10 protein-coding genes and 2 tRNA genes are annotated in these 14,341 nt (G+C 68.2%); 4 read left to right on the top strand and 8 right to left on the bottom strand.

Annotated elements, in window-relative coordinates; all coding sequences use genetic code 11:
- Positions 1-34: 34 nt before the first annotated feature.
- From AC0662_RS26940 to AC0662_RS26920, 5 genes are all read right to left on the bottom strand, one after another.
- Positions 35-1,927 (bottom strand): ABC transporter ATP-binding protein, encoded by a 1,893-nt coding sequence (locus tag AC0662_RS26940; protein WP_478304063.1) that lies wholly within the window; start codon positions 1,925-1,927, stop codon positions 35-37.
- A gap of 115 nt (positions 1,928-2,042) precedes the next feature.
- Entirely contained in the window at positions 2,043-3,707 is a 1,665-nt protein-coding gene (locus AC0662_RS26935; protein WP_478304061.1) for an ABC transporter ATP-binding protein, read from the bottom strand.
- Positions 3,708-4,042: 335 nt separating this feature from the next.
- Positions 4,043-5,260, bottom strand: coding sequence for an MFS transporter (locus AC0662_RS26930; protein ID WP_478304059.1), 1,218 nt, complete (start codon positions 5,258-5,260; stop codon positions 4,043-4,045).
- 64 nt (positions 5,261-5,324) lie between these two features.
- Complete coding sequence (locus AC0662_RS26925; RefSeq protein ID WP_478304057.1) at positions 5,325-7,103, bottom strand: vWA domain-containing protein; 1,779 nt, start codon at positions 7,101-7,103, stop codon at positions 5,325-5,327.
- Positions 7,096-8,157: an ATP-binding protein gene (locus AC0662_RS26920; RefSeq protein WP_478304054.1), complete on the bottom strand. Its 1,062-nt coding sequence runs from the start codon at positions 8,155-8,157 to the stop codon at positions 7,096-7,098. Before AC0662_RS26920 ends, AC0662_RS26925 begins: the two co-directional genes overlap by 8 nt.
- Positions 8,158-8,298: 141 nt before the next feature.
- On the opposite strand from AC0662_RS26920, the gene AC0662_RS26915 reads away from it, so the two are divergent.
- Positions 8,299-10,161, top strand: coding sequence for a hypothetical protein (locus AC0662_RS26915; RefSeq protein ID WP_478304052.1), 1,863 nt, complete (start codon positions 8,299-8,301; stop codon positions 10,159-10,161).
- 109 nt (positions 10,162-10,270) lie between these two features.
- Here AC0662_RS26915 and AC0662_RS26910 read toward each other — a convergent pair whose 3' ends face one another.
- Positions 10,271-11,023 (bottom strand): phosphotransferase family protein, encoded by a 753-nt coding sequence (locus AC0662_RS26910; protein WP_478304050.1) that lies wholly within the window; start codon positions 11,021-11,023, stop codon positions 10,271-10,273.
- An 87-nt stretch (positions 11,024-11,110) separates the two neighbouring features.
- Here AC0662_RS26910 and AC0662_RS26905 point away from each other — a divergent pair, with 87 nt between their 5' ends.
- Positions 11,111-11,494, top strand: a complete 384-nt coding sequence (locus AC0662_RS26905; RefSeq protein ID WP_478304048.1) for a VOC family protein — start codon at positions 11,111-11,113, stop codon at positions 11,492-11,494.
- Positions 11,495-11,531: 37 nt separating this feature from the next.
- Here AC0662_RS26905 and AC0662_RS26900 read toward each other — a convergent pair whose 3' ends face one another.
- Together AC0662_RS26900 and AC0662_RS26895 are read right to left on the bottom strand one after the other, a co-directional pair.
- Positions 11,532-11,873 (bottom strand): cupin domain-containing protein, encoded by a 342-nt coding sequence (locus AC0662_RS26900; protein ID WP_478304046.1) that lies wholly within the window; start codon positions 11,871-11,873, stop codon positions 11,532-11,534.
- A 744-nt stretch (positions 11,874-12,617) separates the two neighbouring features.
- Positions 12,618-12,688: transfer RNA gene (locus AC0662_RS26895), tRNA-Gly, on the bottom strand.
- Between the two features lie 107 nt (positions 12,689-12,795).
- On the opposite strand from AC0662_RS26895, the gene AC0662_RS26890 reads away from it, so the two are divergent.
- Together AC0662_RS26890 and tig are read left to right on the top strand one after the other, a co-directional pair.
- Positions 12,796-12,868, top strand: a tRNA-Pro gene (locus AC0662_RS26890).
- Positions 12,869-12,944: 76 nt separating this feature from the next.
- The gene (tig, locus tag AC0662_RS26885; protein WP_478304044.1) at positions 12,945-14,339 is read left to right on the top strand and encodes a trigger factor; all 1,395 of its coding nucleotides are present in this window, start codon (positions 12,945-12,947) and stop codon (positions 14,337-14,339) included.
- The last annotated feature ends 2 nt before the right edge of the window (positions 14,340-14,341 follow it).

The following is a 14,341-nucleotide window of genomic DNA, read 5'->3' as shown; positions in this document are numbered from 1 at the left end:
GGGAGACCCCACGCGCCCGCACCTTAGGTATGACTCAGGCCAGTGATTCTTCCCAGGCCTGGTGCAGCCCGGCGTAGTGCCCGTCGACCGTGATCAGGTGGTTGGGCGAGCCGTCCTCGATGATCTGGCCGTACTCGAGGACCAGCACGCGGTCCGCGGTCTCGACGGTGGACAGCCGGTGGGCGATCACGATCGCCGTCCGGTCGGCCAGGATCGTCTTCAGCGCCCGCTGGATCAGCCGCTCGCTCGGGATGTCCAGACTCGACGTCGCCTCGTCCAGGATCAGTACGGCGGGGTTCGCCAGGAACGCCCGCGCGAACGCGACCAGCTGCCGCTGACCCGCGGACAGCCGCGAGCCGCGCTTCTCGACCGGGGTGTCGTACCCGTTCGGCAGCGCGGAGATGAACTCGTGCGCGCCGATCACCTTCGCGGCCTCGACGATCTCCTCCATCGTGGCGCTCGGCTTCCCGAACCGGATGTTGTCGGCCACCGTGCCGGTGAACAGGAAGTTCTCCTGGGTCACCATCACGACCCGCTCGCGCAGGTCGTCCTCGGACAGGTCGCGCAGGTCGACGCCGTCGAGCAGCAGGTGCCCGCCGGTCGGGTCGTAGAACCGGGAGACGAGTTTGGCGATCGTCGTCTTACCGGCTCCCGTCGTACCGACCAGGGCAAGCGTTTGACCAGCCGGCACGTCCAGTTGCAGACCGGGCAGCACGGGTACGCCGTCGACGTACTCGAACCGCACGTTCCGCAGCTCCAGGTGACCGCGGGCCGGGCCGGGCTTCGCCTTCTCGATCGGCTCCGGCACGTCCGGGGTCTCGTTGAGCACGCCGGACAGCTTCTCCAGCGCGGCGCTCGCGGACAGGAACGTGTTGTAGAACTGCGAGATGTCCTGCAGCGGCTCGAAGAACTGCCGCAGGTACAGCAGGAACGCGGTCAGCACACCGACGGTGACGTGACCGTGGTACGCCTGGTACCCGCCGTACGCGAGGATCGCGACGATGGTGATGTTGCCGACGCCCTTGATCGACGGCATGAAGATCGCGTTCAGCCGGAACGACTCCAGGTTCGCCCGCCGGTAGCGGTCGTTGACGCCGTGGAAGATCTCCTCGTTGCGCGGCTCCCGGCGGAACGCCTGAACCGCGCGGATACCGGTCATCGACTCGACGAAGTGCACGATGACGAGCACGACGGCCTCTCGGGTCTGCCGGTACACGAGCGCGGACCGCTTCCGGAACCACGCCGTCAGGATGATCAGCGCCGGGAACGACAGCAGCGCGAGCAGACCGAGCTTGAGGTCCAGCGTGAGCAGCAGGATCGCCGTACCGACGAGGGTCAGGGCTGCGGTGACCAGCCCGTCGAACCCGTTGGCCAGCATCTCGTCGATCACCTGGACGTCGGAGGTCATCCGGGAGATCACCCGGCCCGAGGTGAACTTGTCGTGGAACGCCGGGCTGAGCCGCTGGAAGTGGTCGAACACCCGCTTCCGCAGGCTGAGCAGGATGGTCTGGCCGAGCCGGCCGGACCGCATCAGGAACAACTGGCGGGCGAACGCCTGCAGCAACGCGGACGCCAGGACGGCGATCACGATCGTGATCAGCTCCCGCGAGCCCTGACCCGCGAGGATCGGCGGGATGCCGTTGTCGATGCCCAGGTGGACCAGGTACGGCACGGCGAGCCGGGCGCCGTTCTCGACGAGCACGATCACGACCAGCAGCCAGATCAGCTTCTGGTACGGCCGGAGCAGCTCGCCGAGCAGCTTGCGGGAGTCCTCCTTCAGCCGGACGCTCGTCGCCCGCGAGATCTCCCGGTCCGGGTCCTCCTCGAACAAACCCCGCCAGCTCTGCCCTTCCTCCGGCTGAACGGTGTCCTGCGGCTTCTTGTCCGGATCCGAGGCCTCCGGAGGTGTCTGCTGGGTCGTAGTCATCGGGCCTCCCGGACTGGACTGAGGAGCGCAGGGAGCGCAGCGACTGGAGCGACGAGGGAAGGCCGGGAGCCGAAGCCCGATGACCCGCCGCGCCGGAGGTGCGGCAATGACACCGTCATGCCGGCACCTCCTCTTCCTCGGCCGCGAGCAGGTGCCGGTACGCCGGTACTGTCGCGAGCAACTCCTGGTGGGTCCCTACGTGCGTGATCGTGCCGTTCTGCAGCAGTGCGACCTTGTCGGCCAGCATCACCGTCGACGCACGGTGCGCGACCACGATGCCGGTGGTGTCGGAGAGCACGTTCTGCAGCGCTTCCTCGACCAGCGCCTCGGTGTGGACGTCGAGAGCGGACAGGGTGTCGTCCAGCACCAGTACGGCCGGCTTGGCGAGCACCGCGCGCGCCAGTGCGAGCCGCTGTCGCTGACCGCCCGACAGGGACATGCCCTGCTCACCGACGCGAGTCTCCAGACCCCACGGCAGGTCGTTGGCGAACTGCGCCTGGGCGACCTGCAGTGCCTGCTGGACTTCCGCGTCCGTCGCGTCCGGGCGGCCGAGCGTCAGGTTCTCCCGGACGCTCATCGAGAACAGCGTCGGGTCGTCGAACGCCGAGGCGACCGCGGACCGCAGCGACACCAGGGACAGGTCCCGGATGTCGTGCCCGTCGATGGTGATCCGTCCGGCCGTCACGTCGTACAGCCGGGGGACCAGTGCGGTCAGGGTGGTCTTGCCGGACCCGGTGGCGCCGACCAGTGCGAGCGTCGTCCCCGGGGCCAGGTCGAGGTTGATGTCGTGCAGCACCTCGGTGGAGTCGTCGGAGAACCGGAAACCGACGTTCTCGAACCGCAGGTGGCCGCGGGAGTCGGTGAGCTCGTCCGGGCCGGACGTGATCACCGAGTGGGTGTCCAGGATCTCGCTGATCCGGTCCGCCGCGGTCATCGCCTCCTGCGCCATCGCCAGGATGGCGCCGAGCGAGGTGACCGGCCAGACCAGGGACAGCATCAGCGTGATGAACGCGACCAGGGTGCCGAGCGTGATCGCCTCCCGGCCGACGGCGAGCGCGCCGAGCAGCAGCACGATCACCAGGGTCAGGTTCGGGATGACGCCCAGGAAGCTCCAGAACCTCGACGCGAGCCGGACCTTCTCCACCTCGGTCTCGTAGAGCCTGCTCGCCTCGTCGTCGAACTGCTGCTGGACGTACGGCCGGCGGCCGAAGGCCTTGATCACCCGGAAGCCGAGCGCGGACTCCTCGATGCTGGTGGCCAGGTCGCCCTGCTGGTCCTGGACCTTGCGGGAGATCCGCAGGTACTTCTTCTCGAACTTCAGCGAGACCAGGACGATCGGTACGGCGGCCACCAGGACCACGAGACCGAGCGGCCAGTAGAGCTGGAGCAGCAGGATCGTGACCACGATCAGCTGCAGGATGTTCATCACCAGGAACAGCAGGCCGAAGCCCATGAACCGGCGGATGATGGACAGGTCGGTGGTGACCCGGGAGAGCAGCTGGCCACTCTGCCAGCGGGTGTGGAACTCCATCGGCAGCGACTGCAGCCGGACGTAGAGGTCGTGCCGGAGGGTCGCCTCGAGGTCGCTCACCGTCCGGGACTGCGCCCAGCGGCGCATCCAGACCAGGATCACTTCGGCGAGGCTCAGGCCGAGGGCCAGCAGGGCCAGCGGGACCAGCATGCTCAGCTCGCGCCGGGTGACCGGACCATCGATGATGGCCCTGGTGACCAGCGGGACGGCGAGGCTGACGCCGACGCCGAGCATGGCGGTCACGAACATCACCGAGAGTCGCCAGCGGTGTGGCTTCAAATACGGACGGAGCCGCCAGAGGTTGCGGCTACGCTCTGGGGCACGGGTGGTAGGGGCAGCGATCGACGGCGCTTGGACAGGGTGCTCTGAGGGCATCTGGACGGGCGCACTTCCCATCTACTTCGGTACGAGGGGGGAGTTTGGGCGACCGGAAAACGGCGCACTTTCCAGTATCACTCAGTAGGTAAGCGCTTGTCCCCCGAATTCCATTCCCCGCCGATGAATTACCACCGGACGCAATAGCCGGTCCCGTCTCCACGCGGGAAGGGTGCGCGAACCTATCGCGTTTCGCAATCAGTCCAACCTCATCGATCGCCTGCCGGTTCCCGATCGGGCACGTCACGGAGCGTGCGGAGCGGCGACAGCGCGGCGACCAGCAGGCCCGCGAGCATGCCGGCGGAGGCGAGCAGCAGGGTGGGGCGGATCCCGAGGGCGGTGGCGACGAGACCGGAGGCGGCGGCGCCGACCGTCTGACCGCCGATCACCAGCGTGCGCCAGGAGGCGGTGACCTGACCCAGCAGGTGGGTCGGCGCCAGCGCCTGGCGGAGGGTGCGCTGCGGGACGCCGAACAGCGACATACCGAGGCCGGCGCAGACCTGGCCCAGGAGGATCACCGGAGTGGATCCGGTGGCGAAGGCGGCGCCGGTGACGGACGCGAGCAGGACACCGGACAGGTAGGAGCGTCCGATGCCGACCCGACGGCACCAGGCGCCGGCGACGAGCGTGCCGCCCACCGCCGCGGCGCCGAAGGTCGTCAGGCTCAGCCCGACGAACGCCGCTGACTTGTGCAGCTCGCGGATCAGGTACAGCACGGTCAGCGGTGCCTGCATCGCGCCGGTCATCGCGGCGATCCCTGCCGAGATGACGAGTGGCTGGAGGACCCGATCGCCGAGGAGCACGCGGAGTCCCGCCGAGAGCCGCACCTCGGACCGCTCCGGTGCGGGAGCGCGGGCGGGCTCGCGGATCAGGTACGACGCGATCGCGGACACGACGTACGACGCGGCGTCGATGACGATCGCGAACGGCGCGGTGAGGACCTGGACGAGGAAGCCGGCGACGGACGGGCCGAGCGTGGAGGCGAGGTTGGCGTTGAGCAGCGCCGCGCTGTTGGCCCGCATCAAGTCGTCGCGTGGCACGAGCAGCGGGATCATCGTCTGCGACGCGGTGTCGGACAGCAGAGTGAGCACTCCGGTCAGTACGGCGACGGCGTACAGTTGCTCGATCCGTAGTACCCCTGCGGCCGCTGCGACGGGGACTGAGCCGAGCAGCAGGAGCCGCCCTACGTCGGTCCGGATGAGGACGCGCCGCCGCGACCACCTGTCGACCCAGACACCGGCCAGCAGGCCGAACACCAGGTGCGGTGCGATCGTCAGCGCCGACAACGCACCCATCTGCACTGCCGACGCCTGCAGGTTCACCACTGCCACCAGCGGCAGCGCGACAGTGGTGACCGCACTGCCGGACGCCGACACCAGCTGTCCGATCCAGAGCTTCCGGAACTCGCCACTCACGATCCACGCCATGGCTGTGAACCTGTCACTCAGCAGAGTCACTCGACTACGGCTGTTCGCCCTGAGCAGACGCAGTTCACTCCACGCGAAACACAGAACCCTTTGCGGTGAAGGGGAGTGTGGCGCCGCGAGGGATCAGCCACGCGTGCTCCCGGCGTACCCGGACGACATCGCACTGGCCGTCGGTGATCAGCAGGATCGGACCGTCGACCGGGAAGTCGTCAGCGCGCTCGAGCAGGTCCACGCCGGGCTGCAGGACGGTGCCACCGCGACCGCGGACCTGCACCCGGCCCGCGATGTCGTCGACCGGTACGTAGCCGGCGTCGTAGGCGGCCGCGTCGCAGTACACGACCCGGGCGGCCGGTACGTCGCGGGCGCGGGAGTACGACGCGATCGCACCGAGCGCTTTGCCGAGCAGCTCCCGGTTCATCGACCCCGAGGTGTCGAGTACGACGCCGTACGTCGGGAGTCGCGTCAGCTCGACCGGACGGACCCAACCCGGGCGCGGGATGTCCGGCGTACCGGACTGGCGCCGGGACGCTCGGGCGTAGGTGCGGGTCTTCTCGACGGCCGGGACGTGCTCCTCGAACCAGCGGGCGAGCTGTGCGTCCCAGCTGAGTGGAGGGTGGTCCAGTGCCCGGATCTCCTCGACCAGGCCGGCTGGCAGGGTGCCACGGGTCGGGTCGTGGTACGCCAGGCCCGTCGTGAGTGCCCGACGGTAGATGTCGTCCAGCCCGGCCGCGCGAGCCGCTTCACCGCTGTGGGGGAGCGGATGGCCGAGGACGTCGCCCATTCCGACACCACGCAGCGTCGCAAGCTTCCGGTAGCGCCGCAGGTCGGTGGTGATGCGGTCGTACACCTCTTCGACGGACATGCCCTTCAGCACCGGGTCGTGCAGTACGCCGTCCGGCACGGTGCCGACACCCATCTCCAGCAGCCAGCCGTTGATCACCAGGTCTGCGGCAACGTTCCACAGGTACGCGTCGCGACCGCCGACGCGCTCGCCGTGCCGCAGCGCGGCGTGCAGCATCTCGTGCGCCATCACGAACCGCCACTCGTTGAGCGTCAGGCTGGAGAGCGGGTTGACGTAGATCTCGCCGACGGACGCGTTGACGGCCGCGGTGTGGATGTCCCAGGCCCGCGCCAGCTCCACCTCGGCAACGATCGTCATGCTGGACGCGATCGCTCCCAGCAATGGGTACGACGACACGAACCAGCCGAGCGCCAGGTCCCAGTCGTCGCGTCCACCGCCGCCGGACGTCAGCGACGAGCGGGCACCACCGGCGACATCAACCGCTGCCGCGGCGGCCGCGGACAGTCCGGCGGCGAACAACTCGCTCCAGTCCGGCGGCTTACCCCACCCGTTCCACCGAGCCGTCTGTACGTCGGAGACGTGGCCGGCGACTCCGAGGTGCTCGAAATCCGCTGGTACACCGGACCGCCGCCAGAGTCGTGCCAGCGTGTCCTCGTCCATCGCTGGGAACTCCACTGGCAGTTCGAGTACCGGCGTACCCAGTTTGAGGGATTTGAGGTAGCGGTTGACCGCTACGTCGTACGCGGCGCTGAGGGCTTGGTCAGGTTCGGGGAGGTCGCGGTTGGCGTGGCCGAGACCGAGGTGGATCAGCAGGTGCGCGAAGACCCACGTCCACTCTTCCGGGGTAGCGCGGCGGGTCCGGTGCGTGTGGATCCGGCCGTTCGAGTCGATGATCGCCCAGGCGTCGGCTGGGCAGGTGTCGTCGCGCTCCGGACTGTGCATCCGGTCTGCCATCGGGGCGAACAAGGGGTGCTGCAAGACAGCGGTCCAGCCCGCCTGGATCGCCTCCAGCGCAGGGTCCCGCTTCTTGCGCTTAGGCACGGGCGGCCACCAGGCGCGGCAGGTCGCGGCTGACCTCGACCAGGAACCACGTCGGCAGCACCGGACGGCCGTCGTCGTCGGAGGCGATCACGAGCTGCGCCACCTCGAGCGAGATCTCCGCCAGCTCGACCAGCAGTGCCTTCCCGCGGTGCGCGAGCTGGCGGGCCGCAGCACTCGCGGAGGCCTTGTCGGCGGCCAGCTCCTTGATCAGACGCGCCCGGAAGGTCTCGGCGAGGAAGTACAGCAGGTCACGGTCCTCCGGTGCGGACGGCCAGCCGGTCTCACCCTTGAGTACGGCGTCCAGGCCGAAGGCGTGCCGGACCGTCTTCACGTACGCGCGGAACGTGGACGCGTGCGGCGCGGACAAGGTGCCGAAGGCAAGGACCCGTAGCGTCTCGTCGGTGACGTCGTCGCCGTACGAGTGCAGGGCGTCGGAGAGCATGTGCCAGCTGCGGGGGGTCGAGAACGGCTCCTCGGTCTTCGGCGGGGCGGTCCACAGGTGGTCGGGGCGGTTGCGCAGGTACTCCAGTACCCACGGGTGGATGCCCGCCGTACCGGCCCACTGCAGCCAGTCGCTCGCGGATGCGCGCAGGTGGATGTGCACGAGCCGGTTGACCAGGGCGCTGGCCATCGGACGCGCCAGTGCGTTGTCCGTGGCCCGGTTGCCGGCGCCGATCACCACGGATCCCTCGGGCAGCTCGTACTCACCGATGCGGCGGTCCAGGATCAGCGAGTAGAACGCCTTCTGTACCTCGGCCGACGAGGCGTTCAGCTCGTCCAGGAACAGGCAGTACGGCTCGTCGCGGGCGATCGCCACCGGCGGAGCGAAACGGCTGCGGCCGTCCACGATCTGCGGTACGCCGATGAGGTCCTCGGGCGCGAGCTGCGTGCCCAGGAGCGTCACACACTCCAGACCGAGCGACTCCGCGAACGCGCGCACCAGACTGCTCTTGCCGATTCCGGGTGCGCCCCAGAGGAACACCGGCCGTACCACTGCGACGTGCAGGAGTACTTCGGGCAGTTCTGCCGCCGATACCGTGATTCCCGCCTGCATCCGTCCCTTTCGCTCGTCGACCGGCTTTCAGGATCCCCTGGCCGTCACGGTGTGTCACCCGGATTTCCACACGGCTTCCGTTACCGGTCGTTACTGGCTAGGGTGCGGCGCGATGTCGTCGCAGTGCCTGGGGGGTATCTCGTGTTTCGTCTGAAGGCTGCCGCAGTCTGCGCCGCCGTACTGCTGCCGTTGTCCGCTTCACCCGCGATGGCGGCCGATCCACCGACGCATCTGGGTGAGGGTGTTCTCGTGCCGGGGCACGCGGCGACTGCTGTCGGGCTGTCCGGTGCACGCGTGGTGGTGTCGGACCCGGCTGTCGTCTACGAGACCAGTAACAACGGGTCGACGTGGACGCCTTCTGGTGGCAGTAGTAGTGGCAAGGCGTTGCAGGTGGAGGGCGCGGCACTGCTGACATTCGACGGTAGTACTGCGAAAGTCGGCGGGCTCACGTTCCCAGCGGCGGACGAGGTCGTGCTGGGGAAGGGCGGAAAGCTCGTCTCACACCGCGCGGCGACTGCTGCGACCGCTGAGGTGTACGACGTCGCCACGAAGGCCAAGGTCGCGGACTTCGCGCCCCCGTTCGCCATGTCGGGCGACACGGTGTGGAAGGTGACCGAGCCGGGACATCTGGACGGCAAGAACCTCACCACTGGTGTCGTGAAGACGGTCTTGGTCGCCGGCGCGTGCACTGTCGACTCTGACGACGTGAACGGCCGCTGGGCGGTGCTGAGCGGGTGCAACCAGGTAGTCGACGTCAGCGGTCCGCAGGCGCCGCGCAACCTGTCCGTAGCGACGGATTCCCAACTGGGCAACGGTTTCGCGGTCCAGGCGTCCGGCTCCGACCTGCTGGTGACGGACCTCAACGACCCGGCTCTGGGACAGCGTCGCTACGGACCGATCCGCACAACCACTCCGAGCTTCCGTGCGGACGGCTCCGGCCTGGCGAAGATCGTGTACGCCGACGCGGCCGGCAAGCCCCGCGTCATCACTCTGTCGTGGCTGACCGACGATCCGCAGGAGCACTCCGACACAGTCGCGCCCGTACTGCGGAGCGCCTCCGCCGGTGACCGCATCCGCGACAACACCAGTCTGTCCTTCGAGTGGGCGTACGACGATCCTCAGGACCCGAACGCGCCGGCCACGGGAGTGGACAGCTACGACCTGCGTATTCAGCAGCGTCCGAACCGCAGTACGCCGTACGGCGCCTGGAACGAGGTACCGGGGTGGCAGGGACTCAAGACGACCGGTGCGAGTCTCACCGCGGCTGTGGGGACCGATACGTGCTGGCAGGTGCGGGCGCGTGACTATGCGGGCAACGTCAGCGCTTGGAGTACGTCGTACTGCAGTGAGGTCGACGGCACGGCTCCAGCGCTTGTCACGTGGCGCATTGGTGACCGCGTCGAGCTGGGTACGTCCGCGACGGTCCGCTGGGCGTACAAGGACGACACCGACATCGCGTCGTACGACGTCGTCTACAAGACCGCCGCGCCTGGTGTTGCGCTCGGCAAGTGGATCTACCCCGCCACGTGGCAGAACACCCGCATCACGTCGATCACGTGGACGCCACGTCTCGGCTGGGACGAGTGCTTCATGGTGCGCGCCCGGGACTACCTGGGGAACCTCTCCGCCTGGTCGGCGCCCATTTGCTCGGCGTCACCCGAGGACGACCGCGCACTCACCTCAGCGGGCACAGTCACCCGCACCACCAGCACTCTGGCCTGCCAGGGCACCACCACGATCCTGAAAGCCAACGGCGCCTACCTGACCAAGGCAACCGAGGCCGGTCAACGCATTGCGTTGGTGGCGATCCACGGACCGGGGCAGGGGCGGGTCGACATCTACCACGCCAACATCAAGATCGGCACGGTCTCCCTGGCCGCAACCACGACCAGCCGCGTCGTCACGTACCTGCCCGTCACGGTCTTCCGGACAGGCGCTCTCAAGATCGTCTCGACCTCAACCGCACCGGCAACAATCGACGCCATCGCCTTCCTCCGCGCCTGACCGCGGCGGGACCGCGAGCTGATCCGTGAGCAGCTCAGCCCGGGTCAGCCGTGGACCACCTCCTGGACCGTGCAGCTGACCGCCGGAGGCCTGACCCTCCGGCGGTCAGTTAGGAGCGGGCTGTTGCGAACGCGGTGCGGAGTACGTCGAATTCGCAGCCGGGGGTGTCGGGGTCGAAGCCGTGTTCGGTGAGCCAGCGGGCGGCGGTGAGGCTTCGGAGGGACCACCAGGCGCGGATCACGTCGACGTCGGCGCCGGCGCCGTACCCCGCGAGGACGTCGGCGAGGTTTTCCTCGTGGCCGAGGGTCAGGATGGCGAGGTCGAACATGGCGTCGCCCTGGCTCGCCTCGGACCAGTCGATCACGCCCGTGACCTTGTCGCCGTCGACGAAGACGTGGGTGATCTGCAGATCGCCGTGGATGAAGACCGGCGTCCAGGGGCGGAGCGCGACCTCGGCGAGTTCGCGGTTGTACGCGATCAGGTCGGCGGGAAGAACGTCGTTCGTCACGAGCCACTCGCATTCGCGGTCGAGATTCGCGGCGAGCTCGTCGGTGGTCGCGCTCTGCCAGGGCGGCAGCGGCGTGTCGTGCAGTTGGCGGATGGCGGCGCCCGCTGCGGCCCATGCGGCCGGCGAGGCGGTCGACGGCTCGCCGAGGATGCCGAGTGCCGTGCCGGGAACGGCGGCGATCGCGAGTACGGGCGGCTTTCGCCACAGGACCTCCGGCGTCGGGACCGGCACCATGCCCATCGCCTCGACCTCGACGTCCAGCCGCGACTGAACGGCATCGACCTTCAGAAACACGTCACCGACGCGCAACGTCGCACGCTCGCTGTGCGCGACAACGACCTCGACCTCGTCCATGCGGGCCATTCTCGCGAGGACGACCCTCCGCGTCACCGGGATTACCGCTTGGTGGCGGCTGAACCGGAAGTCGGGAAAGCTACGCGCATGGTTTCGGTACTGCAGAACGTCGCGATCGACTGCGCGAACGCCTACGAACTGGCCCGCTTCTGGAGCGCGGTGACCGGCCGTCCGCTGGACCCGGACTGCGAACCGGGCGACCACGAGACCGTAGTGATGCTCGAGGAGGGCCCGCTGCTCTACTTCAACCAGGTCCCCGAACCGAAGACCATCAAGAACCGCGTCCACCTCTGCCTACGCCCCGACACGACCCGCGACCAGGAAGTCGACCGCCTCCTCGCCCTGGGCGCCACCCTGGCCAACGACCACCGCAACCCCGACGGCACCGGCTGGGCCGTCCTCACCGACCCCGAAGGCAACGAATTCTGCGTACTCCGCAGCAAAGCCGACCGAGCCACACCAACCCCCTGAACCACGGCCGAGCCCGCCGCGCAACGGCGTACCGGAGCTATTCGGGTTTGAGGATGTCGACCGAGATTTCGACGGCGGGGACGTCGCCTTTGTTCTCCAGCCAGTGCAGGGTGTTTCGGTCTTCTGGCCAGCCGGGGCCGGGGCCGTACTCCGTGGTGGTGCCGTCGCGGTGGTCGGTGATGGTCCCTTGCAGGACGTAGACGGTGCCGGGGCGCCCCGCGTGGTCGTGCAGCGGGCCGAACACTCCACCGGGGTCGATCGTGACCATGCGCATGCGGAGCTGATGGCCTTCCAACGCGGGGATCTCAGGACCGAGATCGACCGTGGCAAGCAATTCGACCGAGATGCCCCGGGTCTCCGGCACCGGCTGTTCATCCATCGCACTGCCCTCCCGTTCAGTCGCGTGGAGTTTGAGGCGATTCTCCACCTCCCCGAAGCACTCGCAACCACGTAGACCGTCTCCCACCGCGGTAGTTGGGGAGGATTTCTTGCCATATCGGGCAGGAGATCCTCCCCAGCCCGGCTCTGTCACGCGGGCAACCGGCCGCCTCCGGGGAGCGGTACCCTCGTGCCTCGGAAGCCGCGGGAGTGGTACGTACGTCGGACCCTCGGACTCGGGCCTGGATGACGAGATCGCTCGCTAATCGCTACGCAGTCCAGAAGGGCACGACCTCCTAGACTGCGGAGCTGTGCGACTCGTAGACGGCGACGGGCATGGTCTCGAACTTTGCGTCACCGCTATCAGTTCCCTGATGCAGCCGACCCTGGCAAGCGGCTCAGTTGGCACATGGTCGAGGGCACGAGACGCCAGGTGTGTCTGTATGGCTACGTGACGCGGCGACAGGCAACGGTCAACCAGGGCTCGCATTCACGGAGCCGAACCTGGCGTTCCGAGTTGCCGGACGCCTGGGATCAAGAGACGGCACCGTTCCCCGATGGGCTTGCAGGGTGATGGGTCGGATCAGTAGCTGAAGGACAGCCCCAAGACGACCGGACCACCAAACTCGCAGGTTTTCGTCTTCAGTGACCTGTGTCACATTGACGAGTGCTTTGGGTGGCGGCGCCGGATTCGGGGCGGGGACGGGAAAGGCCCCCAGCTGTGGCTGGGGGCCTTTCCGGGGGGAGCGGGTGACGAGAATCGAACTCGCGTAGCCAGTTTGGAAGACTGGGGCTCTACCATTGAGCTACACCCGCGGTGCTCGGACATGATTCCACATGGACCCGGGTGGACTCAAAACGGGTTTATCGGGGGCCGGTGGCGCGAGCACTGGTTCGGGTCGACTAGACTTCTGCGGTCACTGCGGGGCGTAGCGTAGTGGCTAGCGCGCCTGCTTTGGGAGCAGGAGACCGCAGGTTCGAGTCCTGTCGCCCCGACAAACCCCCTGCAGCACCGCTGTGGCGCGGGCTGTTGCGTGCCGCACTTGTCACCGAATCAAGGAGAACCGCCACCGTGAAGAGCACCGTCGAGTCCTTGAGCCCGACCAAGGTCAAGCTCATCGTCGAGGTGCCGTTCGAGGAACTCAAGCCGAGCCTCGACGCGGCGTACCAGAGCATCGCCTCGCAGATCACCGTGCCCGGGTTCCGTAAGGGCAAGGTGCCGCCGCAGGTGATCGACCAGCGGGTCGGCCGCGGGCCGGTGCTGGAGGAAGCGATCAACGACGCGCTTCCGAAGCTCTACTCGCAGGCGGTCAGCGACAACCAGGTCAAGGCCATCGGCCGGCCCGAGGTCGACGTGACCGACTTCAACGACAAGGAGAACCTGCAGTTCTCCGCCGAGGTCGAGGTCCGCCCGGAGATCACCCTGCCGGACCTGGAGGGCCTGGAGGCCGGGGTCGAGGACATCGCGATCTCCGACGACGAGGTCACCGAGCAGATCGAGTCGCTGCGTCAGCGGTTCGGCTCGCTGAACCCGGTCGAGCGCGCGGTCGGCGACAACGACTTCATCACCATCGACCTGTCCGCCAGCAAGGACGGCGAGAAGGTCGAGGAGGCCCAGGCGACCGGCCTGTCGTACCAGGTCGGCAGCGGTCAGCTGCTCGACGGCCTGGACGAGGCTGTCATCGGCCTGAGCGCCGGCGAGAAGAAGACCTTCGTCACCCAGCTGGTCGGCGGCGCGCTGAAGGGCGACGACGTCGACGTCGAGGTGACCGTGACCGCGGTCAAGGAGCAGGAGCTCCCGGAGTTCGACGACGAGTTCGCGCAGACCGCGTCGGAGTTCGACACCGCCGACGAGCTGAAGGCCGACGTCCAGGAGCGGCTGGAGCGTGGCAAGCGGCTCGAGCAGGCCGGCGAGGCGCGCGACGCCGTCCTGGAGAAGATCCTGACGCTGGTCGACGTGCCGGTGCCCGAGGGCCTGCTGACCGACGAGCTGGCCGCCCGCAAGGAGAACCTGGAGCAGCAGCTCGGGTACTCCGGGATGACCATGGAGCAGTTCCTCGAGGGTGAGGAGCAGACCCAGGACGAGTTCGACGAGGACCTGAAGAAGCGCTCCGAGGACGCCATCAAGGCGCAGTTCGTGCTCGACCTGGTGGCCGAGCAGCAGGAGCTGAGCGTCAACGACCAGGAGCTCACCGAGCACATCGTCCGGCACGCGCAGCGGTCCGGCGTCAGCCCGGACCAGTTCGCCCAGCACGCGGTGGAGAACAACCTGGTCCCGAGCCTGGTGTCCGAGGTCGTCCGCGGCAAGGCGCTGGCCTACCTGGTGGAGAACGCGACGGTCACCGACGCGTCCGGCAACACGGTCGAGCTGAAGACCCTGCAGCCCGACGGCACGTACGCCGACCCGGAGGCCGCCGAGGCCGAGGCCGAGGCGACCGCCGAGGAGCCGGAGCCGGCCAAGGCCTGAGC

It is taken from the genome of Kribbella sp. NPDC043289 (assembly GCF_056436705.1).
Note: the sequence above shows the minus strand (reverse complement) of the source record. Positions and strands in the feature narration are given on the sequence as shown.

Bases quoted from the DNA above. Each gene is read 5' to 3' on its own strand.
- AC0662_RS26940 (WP_478304063.1), bottom strand. From the start codon at position 1,927: ATGACTACGACCCAGCAGACACCTCCGGAGGCCTCGGATCCGGACAAG.
- AC0662_RS26935 (WP_478304061.1), bottom strand. From the start codon at position 3,707: ATGTTCGTGACCGCCATGCTCGGCGTCGGCGTCAGCCTCGCCGTCCCG.
- AC0662_RS26930 (WP_478304059.1), bottom strand. From the start codon at position 5,260: ATGGCGTGGATCGTGAGTGGCGAGTTCCGGAAGCTCTGGATCGGACAG.
- AC0662_RS26920 (WP_478304054.1), bottom strand. From the start codon at position 8,157: ATGCAGGCGGGAATCACGGTATCGGCGGCAGAACTGCCCGAAGTACTC.
- AC0662_RS26910 (WP_478304050.1), bottom strand. From the start codon at position 11,023: ATGGACGAGGTCGAGGTCGTTGTCGCGCACAGCGAGCGTGCGACGTTG.
- AC0662_RS26905 (WP_478304048.1), top strand. From the start codon at position 11,111: ATGGTTTCGGTACTGCAGAACGTCGCGATCGACTGCGCGAACGCCTAC.
- AC0662_RS26900 (WP_478304046.1), bottom strand. From the start codon at position 11,873: ATGGATGAACAGCCGGTGCCGGAGACCCGGGGCATCTCGGTCGAATTG.